The sequence below is a fragment of the Vibrio sp. Vb1018 genome, from assembly GCF_033338775.1.
Taxonomy (GTDB): Bacteria; Pseudomonadota; Gammaproteobacteria; order Enterobacterales; family Vibrionaceae; genus Vibrio; species Vibrio alginolyticus.
In genome coordinates, this window is record NZ_JAWOTI010000018.1 from 48,625 (window position 1) to 68,015 (window position 19,391).

At 45.7% G+C, this 19,391-nt stretch carries 19 protein-coding genes; 6 read left to right on the forward strand and 13 right to left on the reverse strand.

Annotation, left to right across the window (positions count from 1 at the left end):
* Positions 1–89: 89 nt before the first annotated feature.
* Positions 90–2,999 carry an RNA polymerase-associated protein RapA gene (rapA, locus tag R7Z10_RS17495; protein WP_005388434.1) on the forward strand — a complete coding sequence of 970 codons (2,910 nt, stop codon included), beginning with the start codon at positions 90–92 and terminating at the stop codon, positions 2,997–2,999.
* A 108-nt stretch (positions 3,000–3,107) separates the two neighbouring features.
* Here the strand turns inward: rapA and R7Z10_RS17500 are convergent, their stop codons facing one another.
* Entirely contained in the window at positions 3,108–4,373 is a 1,266-nt protein-coding gene (locus tag R7Z10_RS17500) for an NRAMP family divalent metal transporter (RefSeq protein WP_005381130.1), read from the reverse strand.
* A gap of 342 nt (positions 4,374–4,715) precedes the next feature.
* Here R7Z10_RS17500 and R7Z10_RS17505 point away from each other — a divergent pair, with 342 nt between their 5' ends.
* Positions 4,716–5,468: a pseudouridine synthase gene (locus R7Z10_RS17505; protein ID WP_213986821.1), complete on the forward strand. Its 753-nt coding sequence runs from the start codon at positions 4,716–4,718 to the stop codon at positions 5,466–5,468.
* 103 nt (positions 5,469–5,571) lie between these two features.
* The gene (locus R7Z10_RS17510) at positions 5,572–6,534 is read left to right on the forward strand and encodes a D-2-hydroxyacid dehydrogenase (RefSeq protein WP_130545239.1); all 963 of its coding nucleotides are present in this window, start codon (positions 5,572–5,574) and stop codon (positions 6,532–6,534) included.
* 89 nt (positions 6,535–6,623) lie between these two features.
* Here R7Z10_RS17510 and yjgA read toward each other — a convergent pair whose 3' ends face one another.
* Positions 6,624–7,151 (reverse strand): ribosome biogenesis factor YjgA, encoded by a 528-nt coding sequence (gene yjgA / locus R7Z10_RS17515; RefSeq protein WP_005381124.1) that lies wholly within the window; start codon positions 7,149–7,151, stop codon positions 6,624–6,626.
* Positions 7,152–7,261: 110 nt separating this feature from the next.
* Here yjgA and pmbA point away from each other — a divergent pair, with 110 nt between their 5' ends.
* Complete coding sequence (gene pmbA / locus R7Z10_RS17520; protein WP_213886868.1) at positions 7,262–8,605, forward strand: metalloprotease PmbA; 1,344 nt, start codon at positions 7,262–7,264, stop codon at positions 8,603–8,605.
* Between the two features lie 64 nt (positions 8,606–8,669).
* Here the strand turns inward: pmbA and mgtE are convergent, their stop codons facing one another.
* The 11 genes from mgtE to R7Z10_RS17575 form a co-directional block, all read right to left on the reverse strand.
* The gene (gene mgtE / locus R7Z10_RS17525; RefSeq protein ID WP_005381121.1) at positions 8,670–10,028 is read right to left on the reverse strand and encodes a magnesium transporter; all 1,359 of its coding nucleotides are present in this window, start codon (positions 10,026–10,028) and stop codon (positions 8,670–8,672) included.
* A 148-nt stretch (positions 10,029–10,176) separates the two neighbouring features.
* The gene (locus tag R7Z10_RS17530) at positions 10,177–10,452 is read right to left on the reverse strand and encodes an HPr family phosphocarrier protein (RefSeq protein WP_005381120.1); all 276 of its coding nucleotides are present in this window, start codon (positions 10,450–10,452) and stop codon (positions 10,177–10,179) included.
* A gap of 2 nt (positions 10,453–10,454) precedes the next feature.
* On the reverse strand, positions 10,455–11,318 hold the full coding sequence (rapZ, locus tag R7Z10_RS17535) for an RNase adapter RapZ (protein WP_005381118.1): 864 nt from the start codon (positions 11,316–11,318) through the stop codon (positions 10,455–10,457).
* 14 nt (positions 11,319–11,332) lie between these two features.
* Positions 11,333–11,779 carry a PTS IIA-like nitrogen regulatory protein PtsN gene (gene ptsN, locus R7Z10_RS17540; RefSeq protein ID WP_005381116.1) on the reverse strand — a complete coding sequence of 149 codons (447 nt, stop codon included), beginning with the start codon at positions 11,777–11,779 and terminating at the stop codon, positions 11,333–11,335.
* Between the two features lie 2 nt (positions 11,780–11,781).
* Positions 11,782–12,069: a ribosome hibernation promoting factor gene (gene hpf, locus R7Z10_RS17545; protein ID WP_005381114.1), complete on the reverse strand. Its 288-nt coding sequence runs from the start codon at positions 12,067–12,069 to the stop codon at positions 11,782–11,784.
* Between the two features lie 24 nt (positions 12,070–12,093).
* Positions 12,094–13,563, reverse strand: coding sequence for an RNA polymerase factor sigma-54 (locus tag R7Z10_RS17550; RefSeq protein ID WP_005381112.1), 1,470 nt, complete (start codon positions 13,561–13,563; stop codon positions 12,094–12,096).
* Between the two features lie 50 nt (positions 13,564–13,613).
* On the reverse strand, positions 13,614–14,339 hold the full coding sequence (gene lptB, locus R7Z10_RS17555) for an LPS export ABC transporter ATP-binding protein (RefSeq protein ID WP_005381111.1): 726 nt from the start codon (positions 14,337–14,339) through the stop codon (positions 13,614–13,616).
* 1 nt (position 14,340) lies between these two features.
* Positions 14,341–14,835, reverse strand: a complete 495-nt coding sequence (gene lptA, locus R7Z10_RS17560; protein WP_005381109.1) for a lipopolysaccharide transport periplasmic protein LptA — start codon at positions 14,833–14,835, stop codon at positions 14,341–14,343.
* On the reverse strand, positions 14,816–15,379 hold the full coding sequence (gene lptC / locus R7Z10_RS17565; protein WP_005381106.1) for an LPS export ABC transporter periplasmic protein LptC: 564 nt from the start codon (positions 15,377–15,379) through the stop codon (positions 14,816–14,818). The genes lptA and lptC overlap by 20 nt, the downstream gene beginning before the upstream one ends.
* 86 nt (positions 15,380–15,465) lie before the next feature.
* Complete coding sequence (gene kdsD / locus R7Z10_RS17570) at positions 15,466–16,437, reverse strand: arabinose-5-phosphate isomerase KdsD (protein ID WP_005381104.1); 972 nt, start codon at positions 16,435–16,437, stop codon at positions 15,466–15,468.
* A 29-nt stretch (positions 16,438–16,466) separates the two neighbouring features.
* Positions 16,467–17,432 (reverse strand): calcium/sodium antiporter, encoded by a 966-nt coding sequence (locus R7Z10_RS17575; protein ID WP_005381102.1) that lies wholly within the window; start codon positions 17,430–17,432, stop codon positions 16,467–16,469.
* Between the two features lie 374 nt (positions 17,433–17,806).
* On the opposite strand from R7Z10_RS17575, the gene mlaF reads away from it, so the two are divergent.
* Together mlaF and mlaE are read left to right on the forward strand one after the other, a co-directional pair.
* Positions 17,807–18,610 (forward strand): phospholipid ABC transporter ATP-binding protein MlaF, encoded by an 804-nt coding sequence (mlaF, locus tag R7Z10_RS17580; RefSeq protein ID WP_005388422.1) that lies wholly within the window; start codon positions 17,807–17,809, stop codon positions 18,608–18,610.
* On the forward strand, positions 18,600–19,391 hold the full coding sequence (gene mlaE, locus R7Z10_RS17585) for a lipid asymmetry maintenance ABC transporter permease subunit MlaE (RefSeq protein ID WP_005381100.1): 792 nt from the start codon (positions 18,600–18,602) through the stop codon (positions 19,389–19,391). Before mlaF ends, mlaE begins: the two co-directional genes overlap by 11 nt.

Below are 19,391 nucleotides of genomic sequence, written 5' to 3' on the forward strand. Positions count from 1 at the left end.
AATCAGATCTAAACTATTATCCATGCCCACGGGCATGAGTAGACCAACAAGAAATACGAATCAAGAACTAATAACGAGGTAGTCAATTCATGACATTTGCTTTGGGGCAGCGCTGGATTAGCGATACGGAAAGCGATTTAGGTTTAGGTACCGTTGTAGCAATGGATGCTCGTACTGTGACATTGATGTTTGCAGCGTCAGAGGAAAACCGAGTTTACGCACGTAACGATGCACCTGTTACCCGAGTCACCTTTAATGTTGGGGATGTCATCGATTGCCAAGAAGGTTGGTCTCTAAAAGTAGAAGAAGTACTGGAAGATGAAGGTCTTTACACCTATTTCGGTACTCGTGAAGACACGCAAGAAACCGCTGTTGTTCTGCGTGAGATTTTCCTTAGCAACCAAATTCGTTTTAACAAACCTCAAGATAAGTTGTACGCCGGTCAAATCGACCGTATGGACAACTTTGTTCTGCGTTACCGTGCGCTAACCAACCAGTTTGAGCAGCATAAGAGCCCAATGCGTGGCCTATGTGGTATGCGTGCAGGTTTGATCCCTCATCAGCTTTACATCGCGCACGAAGTTGGCCGTCGTCACGCGCCACGCGTCTTGTTGGCGGATGAGGTAGGTTTGGGTAAAACCATCGAAGCGGGCATGATCATCCACCAACAAGTTCTGTCTGGTCGTGCCGAACGCATTTTGATTGTGGTGCCTGAAACACTGCAGCATCAATGGCTGGTTGAGATGATGCGTCGTTTCAATCTGCATTTCTCTATCTTTGACGAAGAGCGCTGTATCGAAGCTTTTGCGGATGCAGAAAACCCATTTGATACTCAGCAATATGTGCTGTGTTCTTTGGATTTCCTACGCAAGAGCCGCAAGCGTTTTGAACAAGCACTGGAAGGTGAATGGGACCTACTGGTTGTTGATGAAGCGCATCACCTTGAATGGAGCCAAGATAAACCGAGCCGTGAATACCAAGTGGTAGAAGGCTTGGCTGAACGTACTCCAGGTGTGTTGCTACTGACTGCAACGCCAGAGCAGCTTGGTCGTGAGAGTCACTTTGCTCGTCTGCGTTTGTTGGATCCAGACCGCTTCTATGATTACGAAGCATTCGTTGAGGAAGAAGAGCAATACGCGCCCGTAGCTGATGCGATTACTTCACTCTTTTCCGGTGAAAAGCTACCTAATGAAGCAAAAAACCAGATCACTGAGTTATTGTCTGAACAAGACGTAGAACCACTTTTCCGCATTATCGAAAGTGAAGCGGACGAAGAAGCTAAAGCGTCGGCACGCCAAGAGCTGATCGATAACTTGATGGATCGCCATGGTACAGGGCGTGTTCTGTTCCGTAACACGCGCGCGGCCATCAAAGGCTTCCCTACGCGTAACGTGCATCTGATGCCAATGGATATTCCACCGCAATACACTACATCAATGCGTGTTGCTGGGATGATTGGCGGTAAGATGAGTTCTGAAGCACGTGCGATGAAGAACCTTTACCCGGAAGAAATTTTCCAAGAATTTGAAGGCGATGACGCGAGCTGGTGGCAGTTTGACTCGCGTGTGAATTGGTTGCTTGAAAAAGTAAAAGAGAAGCGCAGCGAGAAAATCCTCGTGATTGCTTCTCGTGCGAGTACCGCGCTGCAATTGGAGCAAGCACTGCGTGAGCGTGAAGGTATCCGCGCCACTGTTTTCCACGAAGGTATGTCGATTCTTGAACGTGATAAAGCGGCGGCTTACTTTGCGCAAGAAGAAGGTGGAGCACAAGTTCTTATCTGTAGCGAAATCGGCTCTGAAGGTCGTAACTTCCAGTTTGCCAACCAACTTGTCATGTTCGACTTGCCATTCAACCCAGACTTGCTTGAGCAACGTATTGGTCGTTTGGACCGTATCGGTCAAAATCGCGATATCGACATTCATGTTCCTTACCTGAAAGGCACATCGCAAGCGATCCTAGCACGTTGGTTCGATGAAGGCCTGAACGCTTTTGCGGAAACCTGCCCAACAGGCCGTGCTGTTTACGATAAGTACTCCGATGATCTGATTGAAATTCTTGCCTCTGGTGATACCAGCACGCTAGATGAGATCATTGAAGCGTCAGCAAAAATGAATAAAGAGCTGAAATCCCAATTGGAGCAAGGCCGTGATCGCCTATTAGAAATGCATTCAAATGGCGGGGAAAAAGCACAACAAATCGTTGAGAAAATTGAATCAACCGACGGCGATACCAATCTGGTCACCTTCGCACTTTCTCTTTTTGACACGATTGGCTTGAATCAAGACGATAAAGGTGAAAACGCCCTGATTGTGACCCCATCTGAGCACATGATGGTGCCAAGCTACCCAGGTCTGCCATACGAAGGAGCGACGATCACGTTTGATCGTGATACAGCGTTATCTCGTGAAGATATGCACTTTATCAGTTGGGAACACCCAATGATCCAGGGTGGTATCGATCTTCTTATGAGTGAAGGGGTGGGGACGTCTGCGGTATCTCTATTGAAAAACAAAGCGTTACCAGTCGGGACTATTCTTCTTGAGTTGATTTACGCGGTAGATGCGCAAGCGCCAAAACGCAGTGGTATCGCGCGCTTCTTACCGAAAACGCCAATCCGTTTAATGATGGACTCGCGTGGTAATGATTTGTCTGCTCAAGTGGAGTTTGAAAGCTTTAACCGCCAGCTCAGCCCTGTAAACCGTCACTTAGGTAGCAAGTTGGTTACGTCGGTACAGAAAGATGTACACCGCTTAATTGAAGCCGGTGATGTTCTTATTGAAGAGAAGGTTGAAGAAGTACGCAAACAAGCTCATCAAGATATGCAGCACAGTTTGAATGCAGAACTTGAGCGTTTGCAAGCACTGAAAGCGGTGAACCCAAATATTCGTGACGAAGAAATTGAAGCTATCGACGCACAAATTAAAGAGCTCACTGGTTACATCAACCAAGCTCAGGTTCAGCTCGACTCGCTGCGTTTGATTGTGGTGAGCCACAACTAAGTAAGTATTTATTGCTCATTAAAAAAGGTCTTCAGTTGAAGACCTTTTTCTTTATTTACGGTTTAGTTTCTTTATGCGGAATGCATTAATCACTGATAGCTACCTCATTTACATCAACCACTTCCACCAGATAAATACAGCCAAGAAGCCAAACAAGTAAATCAGGCCTGCAATCGACAACCACTTTAGTTTAGGTCCAACAGCCAAAGGCTCAGGTAACTCAGTTTTGCTCACTAAGGTGTAATTTAGCAGAGCAAAGAATGGCGTGGTCATAAAGGCGAGGATCATCGCAAAGTTCAGCATAGGCAATAACGCAGAAGCCCAGAAAACCACAATACCCAATGCAAGTAAGGAGACTACCAGCATGATCGCTGAAGTGGTTTTAGGGTTAGTGTCTGGTTGCGAGCGCAGTAAGCGTTGAGAATCCGAAATAACGCGCGAATAGCCATCAATAACGGTAATCGTGCTGCCAAAGATACAGAAAAACGCAATTACCGCGATCAAGTAACGAGACCATTCGCCAATCGTTGCCGCATATAAGCCAACCAATTGGTGGGAGAAGCCAACGCCAGAGCTTTCAAGCGCAACGCCAGAACCATAAAGCATCAAAGAGCCTAGCGATACAAAGATAATGGCAAGAAACGCCGTGCCAATATAACCGACATTAAAGTCAAATAGAGCAGAGCGGTATGTTACTTCTTGCTGGCTTGATTGGCGTTTTAGCCACGCTGAGGTTAAACAGGAGATCTCTATCGGTGCAGGCATCCACCCCATTGTCACGACGATAAAACCAATAGCCGCAATAGACCAAGGTGACGGCGGCTCGAAGTTGGCTACTTGCTCAACAGGGTTACCAAAGGCGATAGAAACAGCGAGTAAAGTCGCGATGGTTAACACCGACATGATCACCTTAGATAGCGTATCGAGCGCTTTGTAATGGCCAGCAAATAATATGATCAGGCAGGTGACAATCACAATGATGCTGAGTGATGCCATTGATAGTGAAAACGGAATGAAGTAGCCCAGCAAGCTAGCGCTAAACATCAACAAAGCGGCGGTATTGATGACGGCCGATACCACGCTCAGAAATAGAAATAGCCATAGATAAGGCCGACCTAATTTCGCGTAGCCCTCAACCAAGGTCAGCCCTGTCCCCATGGTGTACTGTACGCCCGCTCGGAAAAAAGGGTATTTAAACAGGTTTACGAGCAGAATCAGTGCAGCCAATTGCCAACCATAAATCGCACCAGCCTTGGTTGATGCCACGAGGTGAGAGCCACCGACCGCAGCAGATGCCATTAATATGCCGGGGCCTAGCGAACGAAAAAATAAGGAAAGTTTGGATTGGGGTTTATCTATAACGGCGGAGTCCATTGCTTATTGTCCTTTTTATCTTATGTATCTTTCTAAAGAGATACATACCGCAGTACATGACAAGCTGAGCGAACGCCCTATACTGCGCAACGGTAATGTCTTTTAAATGCTGTGTTTTGGTGTATTTATTTTAAGTATTCTTTGCGAATATCATGCTGTGTGCATCTAGCACTCTATTCAGTTATGCGTCTTGTTGTCAAACTAAATTTACAACGTGCTATTTTTAGTTTTTATGCTAAAGGATTGACTTTGTTTTATTGGGTTGAACTTTTCTTCAGAATCCTGCATCTGGGTGCTATTTGGGTATATAATCGTGGCGTTTTTATTTTGTAGAGATCTCCCATGGCAATGCTTGAATATACCCCTCCCACCGACCCTTGGGTTGATATCGTTTTTGAGGATGACGACATTCTGGCAGTGAATAAGCCATCAGGGCTGCTGTCTGTCCCTGGTCGCCTTGCAGAGCATTACGACAGCATGTGGAGCCGCCTCAAAGAGTTGCATCCAGAAATTCAAGTTGTGCATCGCTTGGATATGTCGACATCAGGGTTGATGTTGCTGGCGAAAAACAAACCCGCGGAGCGAGCATTAAAAAAGCAGTTCCAATATCGCCTCACTCACAAGGTGTATTACGTACGTGTTTGGGGGCATGTTGAGCCGCAAGAAGGGAATATTGATCTTCCATTAATTTGTGATTGGCCAAATCGTCCACGACAAAAAGTATGTTTTGACGACGGCAAACCATCTCAAACTTTATTCCAAGTAGTGAAGCGTGAAGTGCACCCTGATGGCACCCATACAACCGTTGTGCGGTTACTCCCCATTACTGGTCGATCGCATCAGTTACGCGTGCATTTGATGGCGATTGGTCATGCGATTGTGGGTGATGAGTTTTATGCAAGCGAAGAGGCGTATCAGTTTTCAGAACGTTTAGAGTTGCACGCTGCGGAGCTAAGTTTTTATCATCCAGCTACGGATCAGCTGAGCAGTATTTTTGTACCCTGTGACTTTTATTCTGAAGCCGAGGCGATGATCTTTAACTATTTTTCGCCAGAGCGTACATTGCCTGATTATAAAACGTTGCCACACCCTTAATGCCAATTGCACTCAACAGCAGTTCTTTCTAGTTCGCTATTTTTGGCTATTTCGTTACTGTGGTTGATGTATCCTGTCTTTCAGCCGTGAACAAGGAGTTGTTATGTCTTTGCCAAGCATCGTATTTTTAGACCGAGCGACCATCCCAGAACATATTGAGGTCCCACGACCTGGCTTTCCGCACCACTGGCGTGAGTACGACCTAACTGCGCCTGAGCAGGTAATAGAAAGGTTAGCAGATGCCGATATCGTGATTAGCAATAAAGTCCTGCTTGACCAACATGTATTAGAGCAACTACCAAAATTACGGATGATCGCGGTTGCCGCAACTGGTTTTAACAACGTCGATGTGAACTACTGTGCTAATCATGATATTGCGGTTGCTAATGTACGTGGTTACGCGACGCGTTCGGTGCCCGAGCACGTGATGGCAATGTTATTCGCTTTAAGACGGAATTTATTTGGGTACCACCAAGATATTGCCGCAGGTGAGTGGCAGCGTAACCAGCAGTTTTGTTTTTTTACGCACCCAATCGGGGATATTGGTGGTAGCACGTTAGGTGTTGTTGGTAGCGGGGCGCTAGGGCAAGCGACGGCGAATCTGGCTCAAGCGTTAGGAATGACCGTGTTGTTTTCTGAGCGTAAAGGGGCGGCAGAATGTCGGCCTGGTTATGTGCCGTTTGAGGAAGTATTAAAACGCTCCGATGCGCTGACCTTGCATTGCCCGCTCAACGATCATACTCAGAATTTAATTGGTCAAGCAGAGTTGCAACAAATGAAGTCCAACTCCATTTTGATTAATACAGGGCGTGGAGGTTTGGTGGATGAGAGCGCACTGGTGGATGCCTTAAAACAGCAAGAAATTGCAGCGGCTGGTTTTGATGTTTTTACACAAGAACCGGCTGATGAGAGCAATCCGCTGATTGCCAATATGAGTTTACCTAATTTGTTACTTACACCGCATGTTGCATGGGGCAGCGACTCATCTATCCAACGTTTAGCGGAAATCTTGATTGAGAACATTAACGCTTTCGAGCGCGGAGACCGCGTGAATCGCTTAGTGTAACGCTGACAGTAAAACCAAAGATAAAAAAAGCAGACATTGACGTCTGCTTTTTGCGTTTAAATCGAATGCTCATTGCTTGAGCCGTCGAATTAAAACTCTTCTTCGTTTAGACCTTTAAGGATCTGAAAGATTTCGCGGTACGCTTTTGCTGGTTTCCCAGCTTTTTTCTCTTTCGCTGCTTGGCGAGCAAGTTGGCGTAGACGCTGACGATCCGCTTCTGGGTACATTTCCATTACGTCATCAATGGCTTTGTCACCTTCTTCCACTACGCGATCACGCAACGCTTCAAGTTTGTGGAATACCGCCGTTAATTGAGAGTGCTTATTACGAATTTTATCCAGTGCGGCTTGGATTGGCTCTGGATCTTCGTAACGCATCAATTTACCGATACGTTGTAATTGGCGACGACGCGCTTCATTTTTAAAGCGTTGCGCGTCAGCAATTGCTTCTCGCAAATCTTCACTCAATGGAAACTTTTCTAGAACTGAAGGTTTGAGGCCGACAAGCTCCTCACCTAGCTTTTGCAGTTCTTCCATGTCTCGCTTCATCTCGGATTTACTTACCCAGATGATCTCTTCTTCTGGTTCCCATGGCGCTTTTTGATTCTTACGTGCCATTTCAGTTGCCTGTGTTTTGATTAATATTATGACTATTTTAACAAGAATCATGGGGAGAAAGCGAAATTCTTGTTATCCTATTGTTCATCAAAGACAAGATGTGAAAGACAATGGATATTAAACAGCAGGTTGCTGAGCAACGTACCGAGCTAGAGCAAGCCGTCGCAAGAGCCTTAAAGCTTGCATCGGCAAAATCTGACGCCGCCGAAGTCGCAATTACTAAAAGCACTGGTTTAAGTGTTTCAACTCGTATGGGTGAAGTAGAAAATGTCGAGTTCAACAGCGATGGTGCGCTGGGCATTACCGTTTACCGAGGTCAACGCAAAGGCAGTGCTTCCACGTCTGATTTAAGTGAAGCGGCAATCGAGCAAACCGTTATAGCGGCGCTAGATATTGCACATTACACATCTGAAGACCCATTTGCAGGCCCTGCAGCAAAAGAATACATGGTGCAAGAGATCCCGGAGCTTGATCTTTTCCACCCTGACGCACCCGATCCAGACTATGCTGCCGATGTGGCGATTGCCGCTGAGAAAGAAGCGCTAAGTTATGACAGAGCAATCAAGCAAAGTGATGGCGCGAGTTATGATAGTCATTATGGCGTGAAAGTGTATGGCAATAGCCATGGCTTATTAGCTAGTTATGCGTCTAGCCGCCATAGTACTAGCTGTTGTGTAATTGGCGTTGGTCAAAACGGCGAGATGGAACGTGATTACAGCTACACCGTGGCACGTCATCGTGATGACTTATGGACCCCAGAAACGGTGGGTCGTAAGGCGGCAGAGAATACGGTTAACCGCTTAGATGCGCAGCGTCTAAAAACAGGTCAATACCCAATCATGTTTGCGGCTGATGTTGCGACAGGCTTGATTGGCCATCTCGTTATGGCGATCAGCGGTGGTAACCTGTACCGAAAATCTTCTTTCTTACTTGACCATCTAGGCAAACAAGTGCTTCCTGATTGGTTCAATATCTCAGAACGTCCGCATGTATTGCGTGGTTTGGCATCAAGTCCATTCGATAGTGAAGGTGTGTACACTCAAGACCGTGAGATCATTACCGACGGTGTGCTAGCAACTTATCTGTTAACCAGTTATGCCGCACGTAAAATGAAGATGACGCCGACAGGTCACGCTGGTGGGATTCATAACTGGTACGTGAAGTCGACAGGCCAAAACTTCGAGCAAATGCTTAAAGAGCTCGGTACTGGTCTTCTAGTGACAGAAGTCATGGGACAAGGTGTGAACGTGGTAACGGGTGATTACTCTCGCGGTGCCGCAGGCTTCTGGGTTGAGAATGGCGAAATCCAATACCCAGTATCAGAAATTACCATCGCAGGTAATCTAAAAGACATGTTCACCAAGATTGTGGCGGTTGGTAGTGATATTGAAACGCGCTCACAAATCCAAACGGGCTCTATCCTACTGGATAGCATGAAAGTGGCGGGTGAATAAGCTTTTCTAGCAATTCAGAATCAAAAAAGCCTGATGTGTTCATCAGGCTTTTTCGTTTTTTCTGTTAGGTAATCAGTATTGTGGCAAGCCCTAAGAAGACAGATAAACCAATCACATCCGTCACCGTTGTTAATGCCATACCACCAGCTAAAGCGGGATCGATGTTCATTTTTTTCAATAGGATTGGAATCGTTACTCCGGCAATACCTGCGACCAATAAGTTGGTCAGCATGGCGGCGGAAATGATTCCTCCGAGCATCCAGTTACCTTTCCAAGCAACAACAATACCACCAATAATCAGCGCCCACATGATACCGTTGAGTAAGCCGATCGAGGCTTCTTTCATTAACAGTTCGCGTTTGTTTGAGTCACCGATATGACCAAGAGCAAGACCACGAATCACTAGTGCGACGGTTTGGTTACCAGCGACACCACCCATGGACGGAACAATCGTCATCAATACCGCAATGGCCGCCATTTGATCTAATGTGGCCTCAAACATGTTAGAAACGGAAGCAGCAGCAAGGGCGGCTAATACGTTAGCGCCAAGCCAGATACTGCGTTTGCGAGCTGATTTTACAACAGGCGCGAAAGTATCTTCGTCATCGTCCATACCCGCCATACTCATCATCGAGTGTTCCGCGTCTTCACGAATAACGTCAACCACGTCATCGATGGTGATACGGCCGACCAAATGCAAGTTTTCATCAACAACAGGTGCAGATACCCAATTACGGCGTTCGAACAGACTCGCAACATCTGAGTCGCTAGTATCGACGGTGATGGCCTCGTCCGCGTCTTCCATTACATCAATGATTTTTACGTCTGGCTGAGTGGTAATAAGCGTCGTGATCGGCAGTTCACCGATGAGCTTACTCTCTTCATCGATCACATACAGGGCATCCGTAGCTTCTGGAAGCTCGCCTTTCATACGTAGATAACGCAAAACTACGTCCACATCGACGTCACCACGAATTGTGATGACGTCGGTGTTCATCAGTCCACCCGCGGTGTCTTCTGGGTAGGATAGGGCGGTTTCGACCCGTAGACGGTCAGAGGAGTCCATTTGCGACAGGACTTCGCGTGACAGGTTGTCAGGCAAGCTACGCAGTACGTAAGCCACGTCATCGGTATCCATGCCTTCTGTCGCTTCTGCAAGCGCTTCTGGTGCCATTTTGGATACGAGGCTGTCTTTGACGTCTTCGTTCAGCTCGTCAAGGATTTCACCATAATCTTCAGGGTCGGTGAGTTGCCAAAGAACTTCACGGCTCTTCCGTGGGGAGGCTTCTAAAAGGTGAGCGATATCCTCAGGTTCCATGTCCTGTAATTGACGACGAACATGGACGAAGCGGCCATTTTCTAGCGCTTCTGTGACTTCTTGGAGGGCTTGGTGAGCTTGGTCGAATTCAATTTGCTCTGCCATTCATTCCTCCCAATTCCTGATATTTACAATGCGTTGAATAATAACTTAATTCTAGGCGCCTTTTAATAACAACTTATGATACTAAGCAAATTTATTTATTAGGTCAGGGAAGAGAAAGATAATGGGAGGTAAGAAAAAAGCGAGTAAACTACTCGCCTTCATCAAATTTATCTTCGATCAAGTGGCAAACGGCATCCAGTGCTTCTTCCGCTTGCCCACCCGTTGCGTGGATCGTGACGTATTGTCCTTGAGCGGACTCTAGCATTAACAGGCCCATTACGCTGTCTGCTGTGGCGGTTTTGTCTTCTTCATTGTCGATGGTGATGACCGCTTCAAAGCTCTGTGCCAGTTCGACCAGTTTGACTGCTGCACGAGCATGTAAGCCAAGGCGGTTTTGAATCAATACTTTACGACTTAACTCCACGGCTATTCCTTAGCGTTTTTCTCTAGTGAGGTATGGCGAATTTGTACTTGGTGTCCTTTGTTGGCGAAGTATTCACCGATTTGCTGAGTTAAGTACACCGAGCGGTGCTTACCACCAGTACAACCGATTGCAACGGTCAGGTAGCTGCGGTTGTTTTTCTCAAGCAGAGGTAACCAATTCTCTATAAAGCTTTCAATTTGATATTTCAAACTTAACACCGATTGGTGTTGCTCTAAAAATGCGGCGATAGGAGCATCCAGACCTGTAAGCGGGCGTAGTGCTGGTTCCCAATGTGGGTTAGGTAAGAAGCGAACGTCGAATACGTAATCGGCATCGGAAGGCAGGCCGTATTTAAAACCAAAAGACTCAAATACCATAACGAGCCCTTTGCGATCTCTGCCTTCAACGCGCATACGCACGGTTTCACTCAATTCATGCAAAGACTGCCCACTACTATTTAGGACCAGATCTGCATGCGCTTTGAGTGGCGTCAAAATTTGTTTCTCACGCTCGATGGCTTGATCGAGCGAGAGGGAGGTGCCACCTAAAGATAACGGGTGAATTCGGCGTGTTTCGCTGTAGCGTTTGAGTAGCGTTTCTTTATTGGCGTCCAAGAAAAGCACGGTCACATCAAGCTCAGTTTTTAACTGTTCTAGTGTACTCGTCAGTTCTTTTAGCTTTTTAGGAATATTGCGAATATCAATGCTGACTGCAACATTCTGTTTGCTGTCAGCAACAGAATGAACAAATGCGTCCAGCAAGTTAACTGGTAGGTTATCAACACAGTAGTAACCTAAGTCTTCCAGTACACGAAGCGCAATACTTTTACCGGCACCTGAGTGCCCGCTAACAACGATTAGTCGCATGGAGTTAGTCCTGCTTATTGGTGAATCATGATGTCGTAAAGTTCTTCATCACTCTGAGCATTACGCAGTAGTTTTAATACTTGCTTATCGCTCAGACGTTCTGCCATAGAGGATAGAGTCTTGAGGTGCTCTTTGCACTGTTCTTCTGGTACAAGGAGCGCAAAAAGAAGATCGACAGGTCGATTGTCAATCGCATCAAATTCGATTGCTTCATCACATTGCAGTAAGACAGCAATGGCCTTGTCGCTTGATTGCATTCTCGCGTGAGGGATCGCAATACCGTTTCCGATACCGGTACTGCCCATTTTTTCTCTATTGAGCATGCATTCGAACAGCTCGGTAGAATCTTGGCCCGTTTGATCAGCCACGATACGGCTGATCATTTCAAGGGCGCGTTTTTTACTCGTGCAGTGGACCGCACTTTTGGTGCAGTCCAATGACAGTATTTCGCTCAGTTGCATGATTAATGACTGTTTAGTTTTTCTTTGTGCTTATTAAGTTGGCGAACCAATTTATCTACCAGCGAATCGATCGCGGCATACATATTTTCGTCATCGGCTGATGCGTGGATTTCGCCTTGATTTATGTGAAGCGTAGCTTCCGCGATTTGAGTAATTTTTTCAACTTTTAGTACAACATGCACTTGATTGATGTGGTCGAAGAACCTTTCGAGCTTCTGAAACTTAGAATTTACATAGTCTTGCATTGAATCGGTAAGATCAACGTGATGGCCTTGAATATTGATTTGCATAGACTTTCCTTTTCAGTTAGTGCCTTATAATAGGCGTTTACGCTGACTTGAAGGGGCAATTCCCAAGGATTCGCGATATTTGGCTATCGTACGTCTTGCGACCTGAATCCCTTGGTCAGCCAGAAGAGCAGCAATCTTGCTATCACTCAGTGGTTTGGCAGTATTCTCTGCTGCGACCAGTTTTTTAATGAGTGCACGAATTGCTGTTGACGAACATTCTCCGCCGTTGTCAGTACTAACATGGCTAGAGAAGAAGTACTTCAATTCAAAAATACCACGTGGTGTATGCATAAATTTTTGCGTTGTTACACGAGAAATCGTGGATTCATGCATGTCCACAGCCAAAGCGACATCATTGAGCACCATTGGCTTCATGGCTTCCTCACCATACTCGAAGAAATCTTGTTGATGTTCAACAATACATCTTGCAACTTTGAGTAGCGTCTCGTTTCTACTCTCTAAGCTCTTAATTAACCATTTTGCCTCTTGCAAATTGCTGCGGATGTACTGGCTATCCGCGCTATTACCTTTGCCTAATTGAGCATATTGTTGATTTACTTTTAATTTTGGCACGCTATCCGGGTTTATAGAAACGGTCCATTTGCCATTGTCTTTAAAAACGGATACGTCTGGAATTACGTACTCGGTATCATCAGGAGTGATGCGACTACCTGGACGAGGATCTAACTGTTGGATAAGCTTTAAGACTTCACGAAGATCGGCTTCTTTCAGCTTAGTCTCTTTGATGACGAGCTTGTAGTCTCGGTTGCCTAGGTGATCAATATGATCCGCAAGTATCATTTTGGCTTCAGCAAGCCACGGCGTGTCTTCTGGGAAGGTCGTCAGTTGCAGTAACAAACATTCTTGTAAGTTACGCGATGCAACGCCAAGAGGATCGAATTGTTGAATGCGTTTACGAACAGCTTCTACTTCGTCTAACTCTATCTCTTCATTATCGAAGCTCTCATGAATCTCTTCAGGCGACAAAGTTAAATAGCCGTAGTCGTCAACAGCGTCAATAATCGCTAATGCAATCGTGCGGTCGGTTTCACTGAATGGTGTTAGGTCAAGCTGCCACATGAGGTAATCATGTAATGATTCAGTGGTTTCGCCTTGGTAGACGGGCATATCATCATCAAGAGCTAAGCCAGTGCTACCAGTATTCGCGCTGTAGACGTCATCCCAAGTCGTGTCGATTTCAAGTTCAGAGCTAATTTCTGATTTCTCTATCACATCGGAGCTATCTGGAACGTCAATTTCTGTTGGTTCGCTAGCACTGTTGCTATCAGCAGCCTCGACCGCTGACTTATCTTCACCGTTTGCTAGAGGCTCGTCTTGGCCTTCTTCAACTTCCAATAATGGGTTTGAGTCCAACGCTTCTTGGATTTCTTGTTGAAGATCGAGTGTCGACAATTGCAATAAGCGAATCGCTTGCTGCAACTGTGGCGTCATGGCTAACTGCTGACCTAGCTTGAGTTGTAATGAAGGTTTCATTCAGTGTTACTTACCTTGTAATGCTCAGAATCTTACCGTTCCTAATATAATCATAGACGGAATTGTTCGCCGAGATAAACTTGTTTCACCTGTTCATTATTGAGAACTTCTGCCGGAGTTCCCGATGCAATTAGGTGCCCTTGGCTCACGATATAGGCTTTTTCACATACGTCCAGTGTTTCACGTACATTATGGTCAGTGATTAACACTCCGAGACCACGATCGCGCAGATGCTCAATGATTTTCTTGATGTCATTAACCGAAATTGGGTCAACACCAGCGAAAGGTTCATCCAATAAAATGAACTGAGGGTTGGCCGCTAAAGCTCGAGCGATTTCCACCCTGCGTCGCTCACCCCCTGATAGTGCCATACCAGCACTGGTTCTGATGTGCTGGATGTGGAATTCTTCCAACAAATCTTCCAGTTTATCTTGGCGCTCTTCCCTCGTCATTTCTTGACGAGTTTCAAGTACGGCCATGATGTTATCTTCTACTGAAAGCTTACGGAAAATCGACGCTTCTTGCGGAAGATAGCCAATGCCAAGGCGTGAACGGCTATGCATCGGTAAAATACTGATGTCATTGTCGTCAATGGTAATGGTGCCCTCATCACGAGGTACTAAGCCGACAATCATGTAAAACGAGGTGGTTTTACCCGCGCCGTTTGGACCGAGTAGCCCAACAATCTGACCAGATTCAACTTCTAAGCTAACATCAGTGACGACTTTGCGTTTTTTGTAGCTTTTCGCCAAGTTTTTCGCACTCAGTACTGCCATATTAGTTCTCTATCTGATTGGGTTGCAAAATGGTCGTAACGCGCTCTTCCTTAGAGCTATCTGCGACTAGCTTTTGTTTACCAATTTGGTAACGAATCGAAGAACCTTTGATGGTGTTGTTGTCTTGCGCCAGCTGCGCTTGACCTTTCATGGTCAGTTCGTCTGTAGAAATACGGTAATCCAGCTCCGTAGCTTGACCACTAAGTGTTTTACCATCGTCCATCAGCTGAGAAAACTTCGCAGGTTTACCAAATGCTTGAATCTGTTTAATTGCTTCGGTTTTAGGATCGCGAGTTACCACGATTCTATCAGCATCGATATTGATGCTCCCTTGCTTAAGAGATACATCGCCTTCAAAAACAACCTGGTTACTCTTCATATCCACCTGTTGGGTGTCAGAGTTTATGTAAACCGGCTGTTGAGTATCCGACTTGAGTGCCAGCGCTTGAGGCGCCGCCAATACCAGTGCCAGTAGGCTAAGGTGTAACGGTTTCATATCGACCTTGAACTTCATCTGTCAGAGTCGCGGTATGCTGTTTTAAGTTGCCTTGCATTGCGCCTCCAGTAGTTTCAAATTGTGGTCCAACCAACATCACTTGTTGGTCAGCTTTAAAATCACGATTGGTTAGATTAATGACCAATTTGTCTGTTGCCATGGTATCAAAACTCGCACCAGGCAGAAGATTTTGCATTAAGACTTTGTCATATAAAGTCAAAACTTGGTCTTCATCTAACACTGCTCTTGTGGCAGTCACCTTCCATTCAATGACGCTACCTTCACGGTAAACCATCAAAGTCGGGTTATTAAAAATAGTATCTCCACTCTTAGCATAATGGTCTAAGTTAGTGGAGCGAATGATGTAACTGCGGACACCATCTTCACCGTAGGTGATGTTTTCTAATCCAGAACCACTGAACATGGGCAGTTCAGAATCTGGTGCTACTTGAATTGCGTCGTTGCCTTTAGGGGTTAGTAGGTAATAACCGCACCACGCTACAACGAAGATCAAGAGCAAATAAATAAGGCGAGTAAAACTCATATAATGAAGGCCTATCGTTTAGCTCAGTACTTCCCTGACCATTGCCTTTATTCGTCTAATAAATGATTTAAATGTTTGTGCTGATATTACATCACGCCAGCTTTTAGTAAATCGTGCATGTTCAGTGCACCCACAATTTTTTCGTCTTTACATAAAATCAGAGCGTTAATGTTTTTATTCTGCATCAAGTTCAAACCTTCAACCGCCAGCATATCAGGGTGTGCTGTGGTTGGGTTTGTCGTCATGACCTCGCCAATTGCCGTCGTATGAATATCGATACGCTTGTCTAAGGTACGACGTAAATCACCATCGGTGAATATACCAAGCATAGCATCGTGCTCATCGACGATGGCTGTCATGCCTAACCCCTTTTCTGAAATTTCAAGCAGGGCATCGCGAATTAATGCGTCAGGAGAAACTTTAGGTAACGCTTCTCCAAAGTGCATAATATCAGACAACTTAAGTAGCAGTTTTCTCCCCAGTGCACCACCTGGGTGAGATAGGGCAAAATCTTCGGCAGAAAAACCACGAGCTTGAAGCAGAGCTACGGCTAATGCATCTCCCATCACTAATGTGGCAGTCGTACTGCTAGTTGGCGCCAGGCCTAACGGACAAGCTTCTTGAGGTACCGTAATTTGCAGGTGTAAGTCAGACAGCTTGGCCATATTTGATTCTGGCTTACCTGTCATGCTGATGATCTTAATATTCAGGCGCTTTAATACTGGAAATAGAGACAAAATTTCGTTTGATTCACCAGAGTTAGAAATTGCCAGCACAATGTCACCAGGGCTAATCATACCCAAGTCACCATGTGCGGCTTCGCCTGGATGAACGAAAAACGCAGAAGTCCCAGTGCTTGCCAGAGTGGCGGCAATCTTGTTACCAATATGGCCTGACTTGCCAATACCCATAACGACAACTTTGCCGTTGTTGGAAAGGATAAGTTCACACGCTTTTTCAAATTGATCATCAAAGTAGGTATCTAGCTCTTGCAGAGCAGCAACTTCGATATCAAGAACTTGTTTAGCAGCAGCGCGAAAATCAAATTGATTGGACATATCAGATCTCTACTTATTGATCGTGGTAATTAAGCGGTCATGTTTGCGAATAAGTACACTTGGTAACCTAAGAAGCACACAAACAAGATGGCACCTTCAATACGGTTAATACTGCGTGATTTACCCAAACACATCGCGACAAGTAACAATGAAACGCCTAACATGACCCAGAAGTCACGTCCCATCGCGTACTCACTGAGCACCGATGGATTAATGATGCCAGGAATCCCCATTACCGCCAGAATGTTAAACACATTCGAACCGATAATGTTACCGACAGCCATGTCGTCTTCACCCTTTAAAACTCCCGCAAGTGATGCGGCCAGTTCTGGCAGGCTAGTGCCAATGGCGATAATAGTTAGGCCGATAACAAGGTCGCTCATACCAAAGTGTTTAGCAATAATTACCGCGTTATCAACCAGCATGCTGGCTGCCAAAGGAAGCAGTATCAAGCCAATAACCACCCACATGATTGCTTTAGGGTTACTGACGCCTTCTGGGATCTCTGACTCTTGGTCATCAAGAAAAACATCACCTGATTTTTGCTCTTTGCGGCTGATTTGCAACATAGCAAATAAAAATGCCCCAAAGAGTACAAACAATAAGACACCCTCATAAAAACCGAGATGGCTATTCCAAAGCAGAATACCAGCGAGTACGGTTACGGCTATCATGAGTGGCAGTTCTCGGCGGATGACGGCGGAGCTAATCGACAAAGGCTTGATCAGCGCTGTAATACCTAGGATTAACGCAATGTTCGCTATGTTTGAGCCTAATACGTTACCCACCGCTGTATCCGTTTTGCCATCCCAAGCGGCGGTTGCAGATACCATCATCTCAGGGGCGGATGAGCCCATCGCAAGGATTGTCATGCCGATGACAAGCGGGGAAATACCGACGTTGCGGGCTATCGCTGCAGAGCCAAAAACAAGTTTATCTGCACTCCAAACAAGCAAAACAAGACCGACTATAAGCAACGCAACGGCTTCGAGCATGAGAATTCCTAAGTATTAAATAAGTAAAATGAATAACCGCTAATTTTGACCTTTTGCGGCCTAAAATGGAAGATAAACGAAGAATAAATTAAAGGTTAGTAACGAAAATGTATGTAAATCTCACTCATTTAAATGAGCAATTCTGGTCTAGGATTTAAACACTTCGTGCTAATTAGGTCATAAACCATGAGAAATTGCAGGGATATAGTCGACTTTATTTAATTGAACAGTGCTTTAAATTCAACGCCAATGTGCTTATGATTGCAGCCTAATAAATGTACCGACGTTACTTTATTAAACGTAGAATTCAACTCCGATGAGTATCTGCTTGATGATTCCGTGAGTTGCAACGCTCCTACAGTAGAAGAGATGATATGTCGAACAACGATTTAGTCACCGTGAACAACCTCACTTTTTCACGGGGAGAACGCATGATCTTTGATGATATTGATCTGCATGTTCCTGAAGGCAAAGTGACGGCCATTATGGGACCATCGGGAATTGGTAAAACAACACTGCTGCGTTTGATTGGTGGTCAGTTGTATCCCGAGCAAGGAGAGATCTGGTTTGATGGCGACAATATTCCCTCTCTCTCGCGTAAAAAACTCTACCACGCTCGAAAGAAAATGAGCATGTTGTTCCAGTCAGGGGCTTTATTCACTGATTTGAATGTTTTTGATAATGTCGCCTTTCCATTGAGAGAGCATACCGATTTATCGGAAGATTTGATTCGCACCATGGTGTTACTCAAGCTCGAAGCTGTCGGTCTGCGCGGCGCGGCGCAATTAATGCCGAGTGAGCTTTCAGGTGGTATGGCAAGACGCGCTGCTTTGGCTCGGGCAATCGCACTTGACCCTGACCTGATCATGTACGATGAGCCGTTTGTGGGGCAAGACCCAATTACTATGGGCGTTTTGGTTGAGCTAATTAGCAATCTAAACCAAGCGTTAGGTTTGACCTCTATTGTGGTTTCTCACGACGTACCTGAAGTCATGAGTATTGCTGACTGGGTATACCTGATGGCCGATGGAAAAATCATCGCCTATGGTACGCCAGAAGAGCTGACTCAAAACTCTGATCCTCGTGTCCAGCAGTTCTTACAAGGTGATGCCGACGGTCCTGTACCGTTTCGTTTCCCTTCTCAAAGTATCGAAAAGGACTTATTTGATGGTCGATAACTTCATTCACTTTGTCGCCTCGCTGGGTCGACGCACGCTTTCTATTTGCGGAGCATTTGGTCGTGCGACTTTCATGTTGATTGGGGCGCTATTTTCTAAGCCACAACCGATCAGAAGCTTTCCTCTGCTTGTTAAGCAACTTTATTCTGTTGGTGTTCAGTCGCTGGCGATCATCGTCGTATCTGGTCTGTTCATTGGAATGGTTTTGAGTCTACAAGGCTATGTTGTGTTGGTGGATTACGGCGCAGAAGGCAGTTTGGGGCAAATGGTAGCGCTTTCGTTACTCCGTGAATTAGGACCCGTTGTTACTGCACTTTTGTTTGCTGGTCGTGCCGGTTCTGCGTTAACCGCAGAGATAGGTCTAATGAAAGCAACGGAACAACTGTCTAGCCTTGAAATGATGGCGGTAGACCCATTGAAACGAGTGATTGCACCACGGTTTTGGGCTGGGGTTATCTCAATGCCTTTACTGGCTATGATTTTCATGGCTGTGGGAATTTGGGGCGCTCAGCTTGTTGGTGTTGACTGGAAAGGCGTTGATCACGGCAGTTTTTGGTCAGCGATGCAGTCCTCTGTTGAGCTAGGGCAAGACATTGGTAACAGTATGATCAAATGTTTTGCGTTTGCAATTACGGTTACTTGGGTCGCTCTATTTAACGGTTATGATGCTATTCCAACATCGGAAGGGATCAGCCGAGCAACTACGCGCACTGTTGTGCATTCTTCTTTAGCAGTACTAGGATTAGACTTTGTACTGACCGCATTGATGTTTGGGAATTAA

What these genes read in the sequence shown, in the direction of transcription:
- rapA (WP_005388434.1), top strand. Translation starts at nt 90, where the DNA reads ATGACATTTGCTTTGGGGCAGCGCTGGATTAGCGATACGGAAAGCGAT.
- R7Z10_RS17500 (WP_005381130.1), bottom strand. Translation starts at nt 4,373, where the DNA reads ATGGACTCCGCCGTTATAGATAAACCCCAATCCAAACTTTCCTTATTT.
- R7Z10_RS17505 (WP_213986821.1), top strand. Translation starts at nt 4,716, where the DNA reads ATGGCAATGCTTGAATATACCCCTCCCACCGACCCTTGGGTTGATATC.
- R7Z10_RS17510 (WP_130545239.1), top strand. Translation starts at nt 5,572, where the DNA reads ATGTCTTTGCCAAGCATCGTATTTTTAGACCGAGCGACCATCCCAGAA.
- yjgA (WP_005381124.1), bottom strand. Translation starts at nt 7,151, where the DNA reads ATGGCACGTAAGAATCAAAAAGCGCCATGGGAACCAGAAGAAGAGATC.
- pmbA (WP_213886868.1), top strand. Translation starts at nt 7,262, where the DNA reads ATGGATATTAAACAGCAGGTTGCTGAGCAACGTACCGAGCTAGAGCAA.
- mgtE (WP_005381121.1), bottom strand. Translation starts at nt 10,028, where the DNA reads ATGGCAGAGCAAATTGAATTCGACCAAGCTCACCAAGCCCTCCAAGAA.
- rapZ (WP_005381118.1), bottom strand. Translation starts at nt 11,318, where the DNA reads ATGCGACTAATCGTTGTTAGCGGGCACTCAGGTGCCGGTAAAAGTATT.
- ptsN (WP_005381116.1), bottom strand. Translation starts at nt 11,779, where the DNA reads ATGCAACTGAGCGAAATACTGTCATTGGACTGCACCAAAAGTGCGGTC.
- hpf (WP_005381114.1), bottom strand. Translation starts at nt 12,069, where the DNA reads ATGCAAATCAATATTCAAGGCCATCACGTTGATCTTACCGATTCAATG.
- R7Z10_RS17550 (WP_005381112.1), bottom strand. Translation starts at nt 13,563, where the DNA reads ATGAAACCTTCATTACAACTCAAGCTAGGTCAGCAGTTAGCCATGACG.
- lptB (WP_005381111.1), bottom strand. Translation starts at nt 14,339, where the DNA reads ATGGCAGTACTGAGTGCGAAAAACTTGGCGAAAAGCTACAAAAAACGC.
- lptA (WP_005381109.1), bottom strand. Translation starts at nt 14,835, where the DNA reads ATGAAACCGTTACACCTTAGCCTACTGGCACTGGTATTGGCGGCGCCT.
- lptC (WP_005381106.1), bottom strand. Translation starts at nt 15,379, where the DNA reads ATGAGTTTTACTCGCCTTATTTATTTGCTCTTGATCTTCGTTGTAGCG.
- kdsD (WP_005381104.1), bottom strand. Translation starts at nt 16,437, where the DNA reads ATGTCCAATCAATTTGATTTTCGCGCTGCTGCTAAACAAGTTCTTGAT.
- R7Z10_RS17575 (WP_005381102.1), bottom strand. Translation starts at nt 17,432, where the DNA reads ATGCTCGAAGCCGTTGCGTTGCTTATAGTCGGTCTTGTTTTGCTTGTT.
- mlaF (WP_005388422.1), top strand. Translation starts at nt 17,807, where the DNA reads ATGTCGAACAACGATTTAGTCACCGTGAACAACCTCACTTTTTCACGG.
- mlaE (WP_005381100.1), top strand. Translation starts at nt 18,600, where the DNA reads ATGGTCGATAACTTCATTCACTTTGTCGCCTCGCTGGGTCGACGCACG.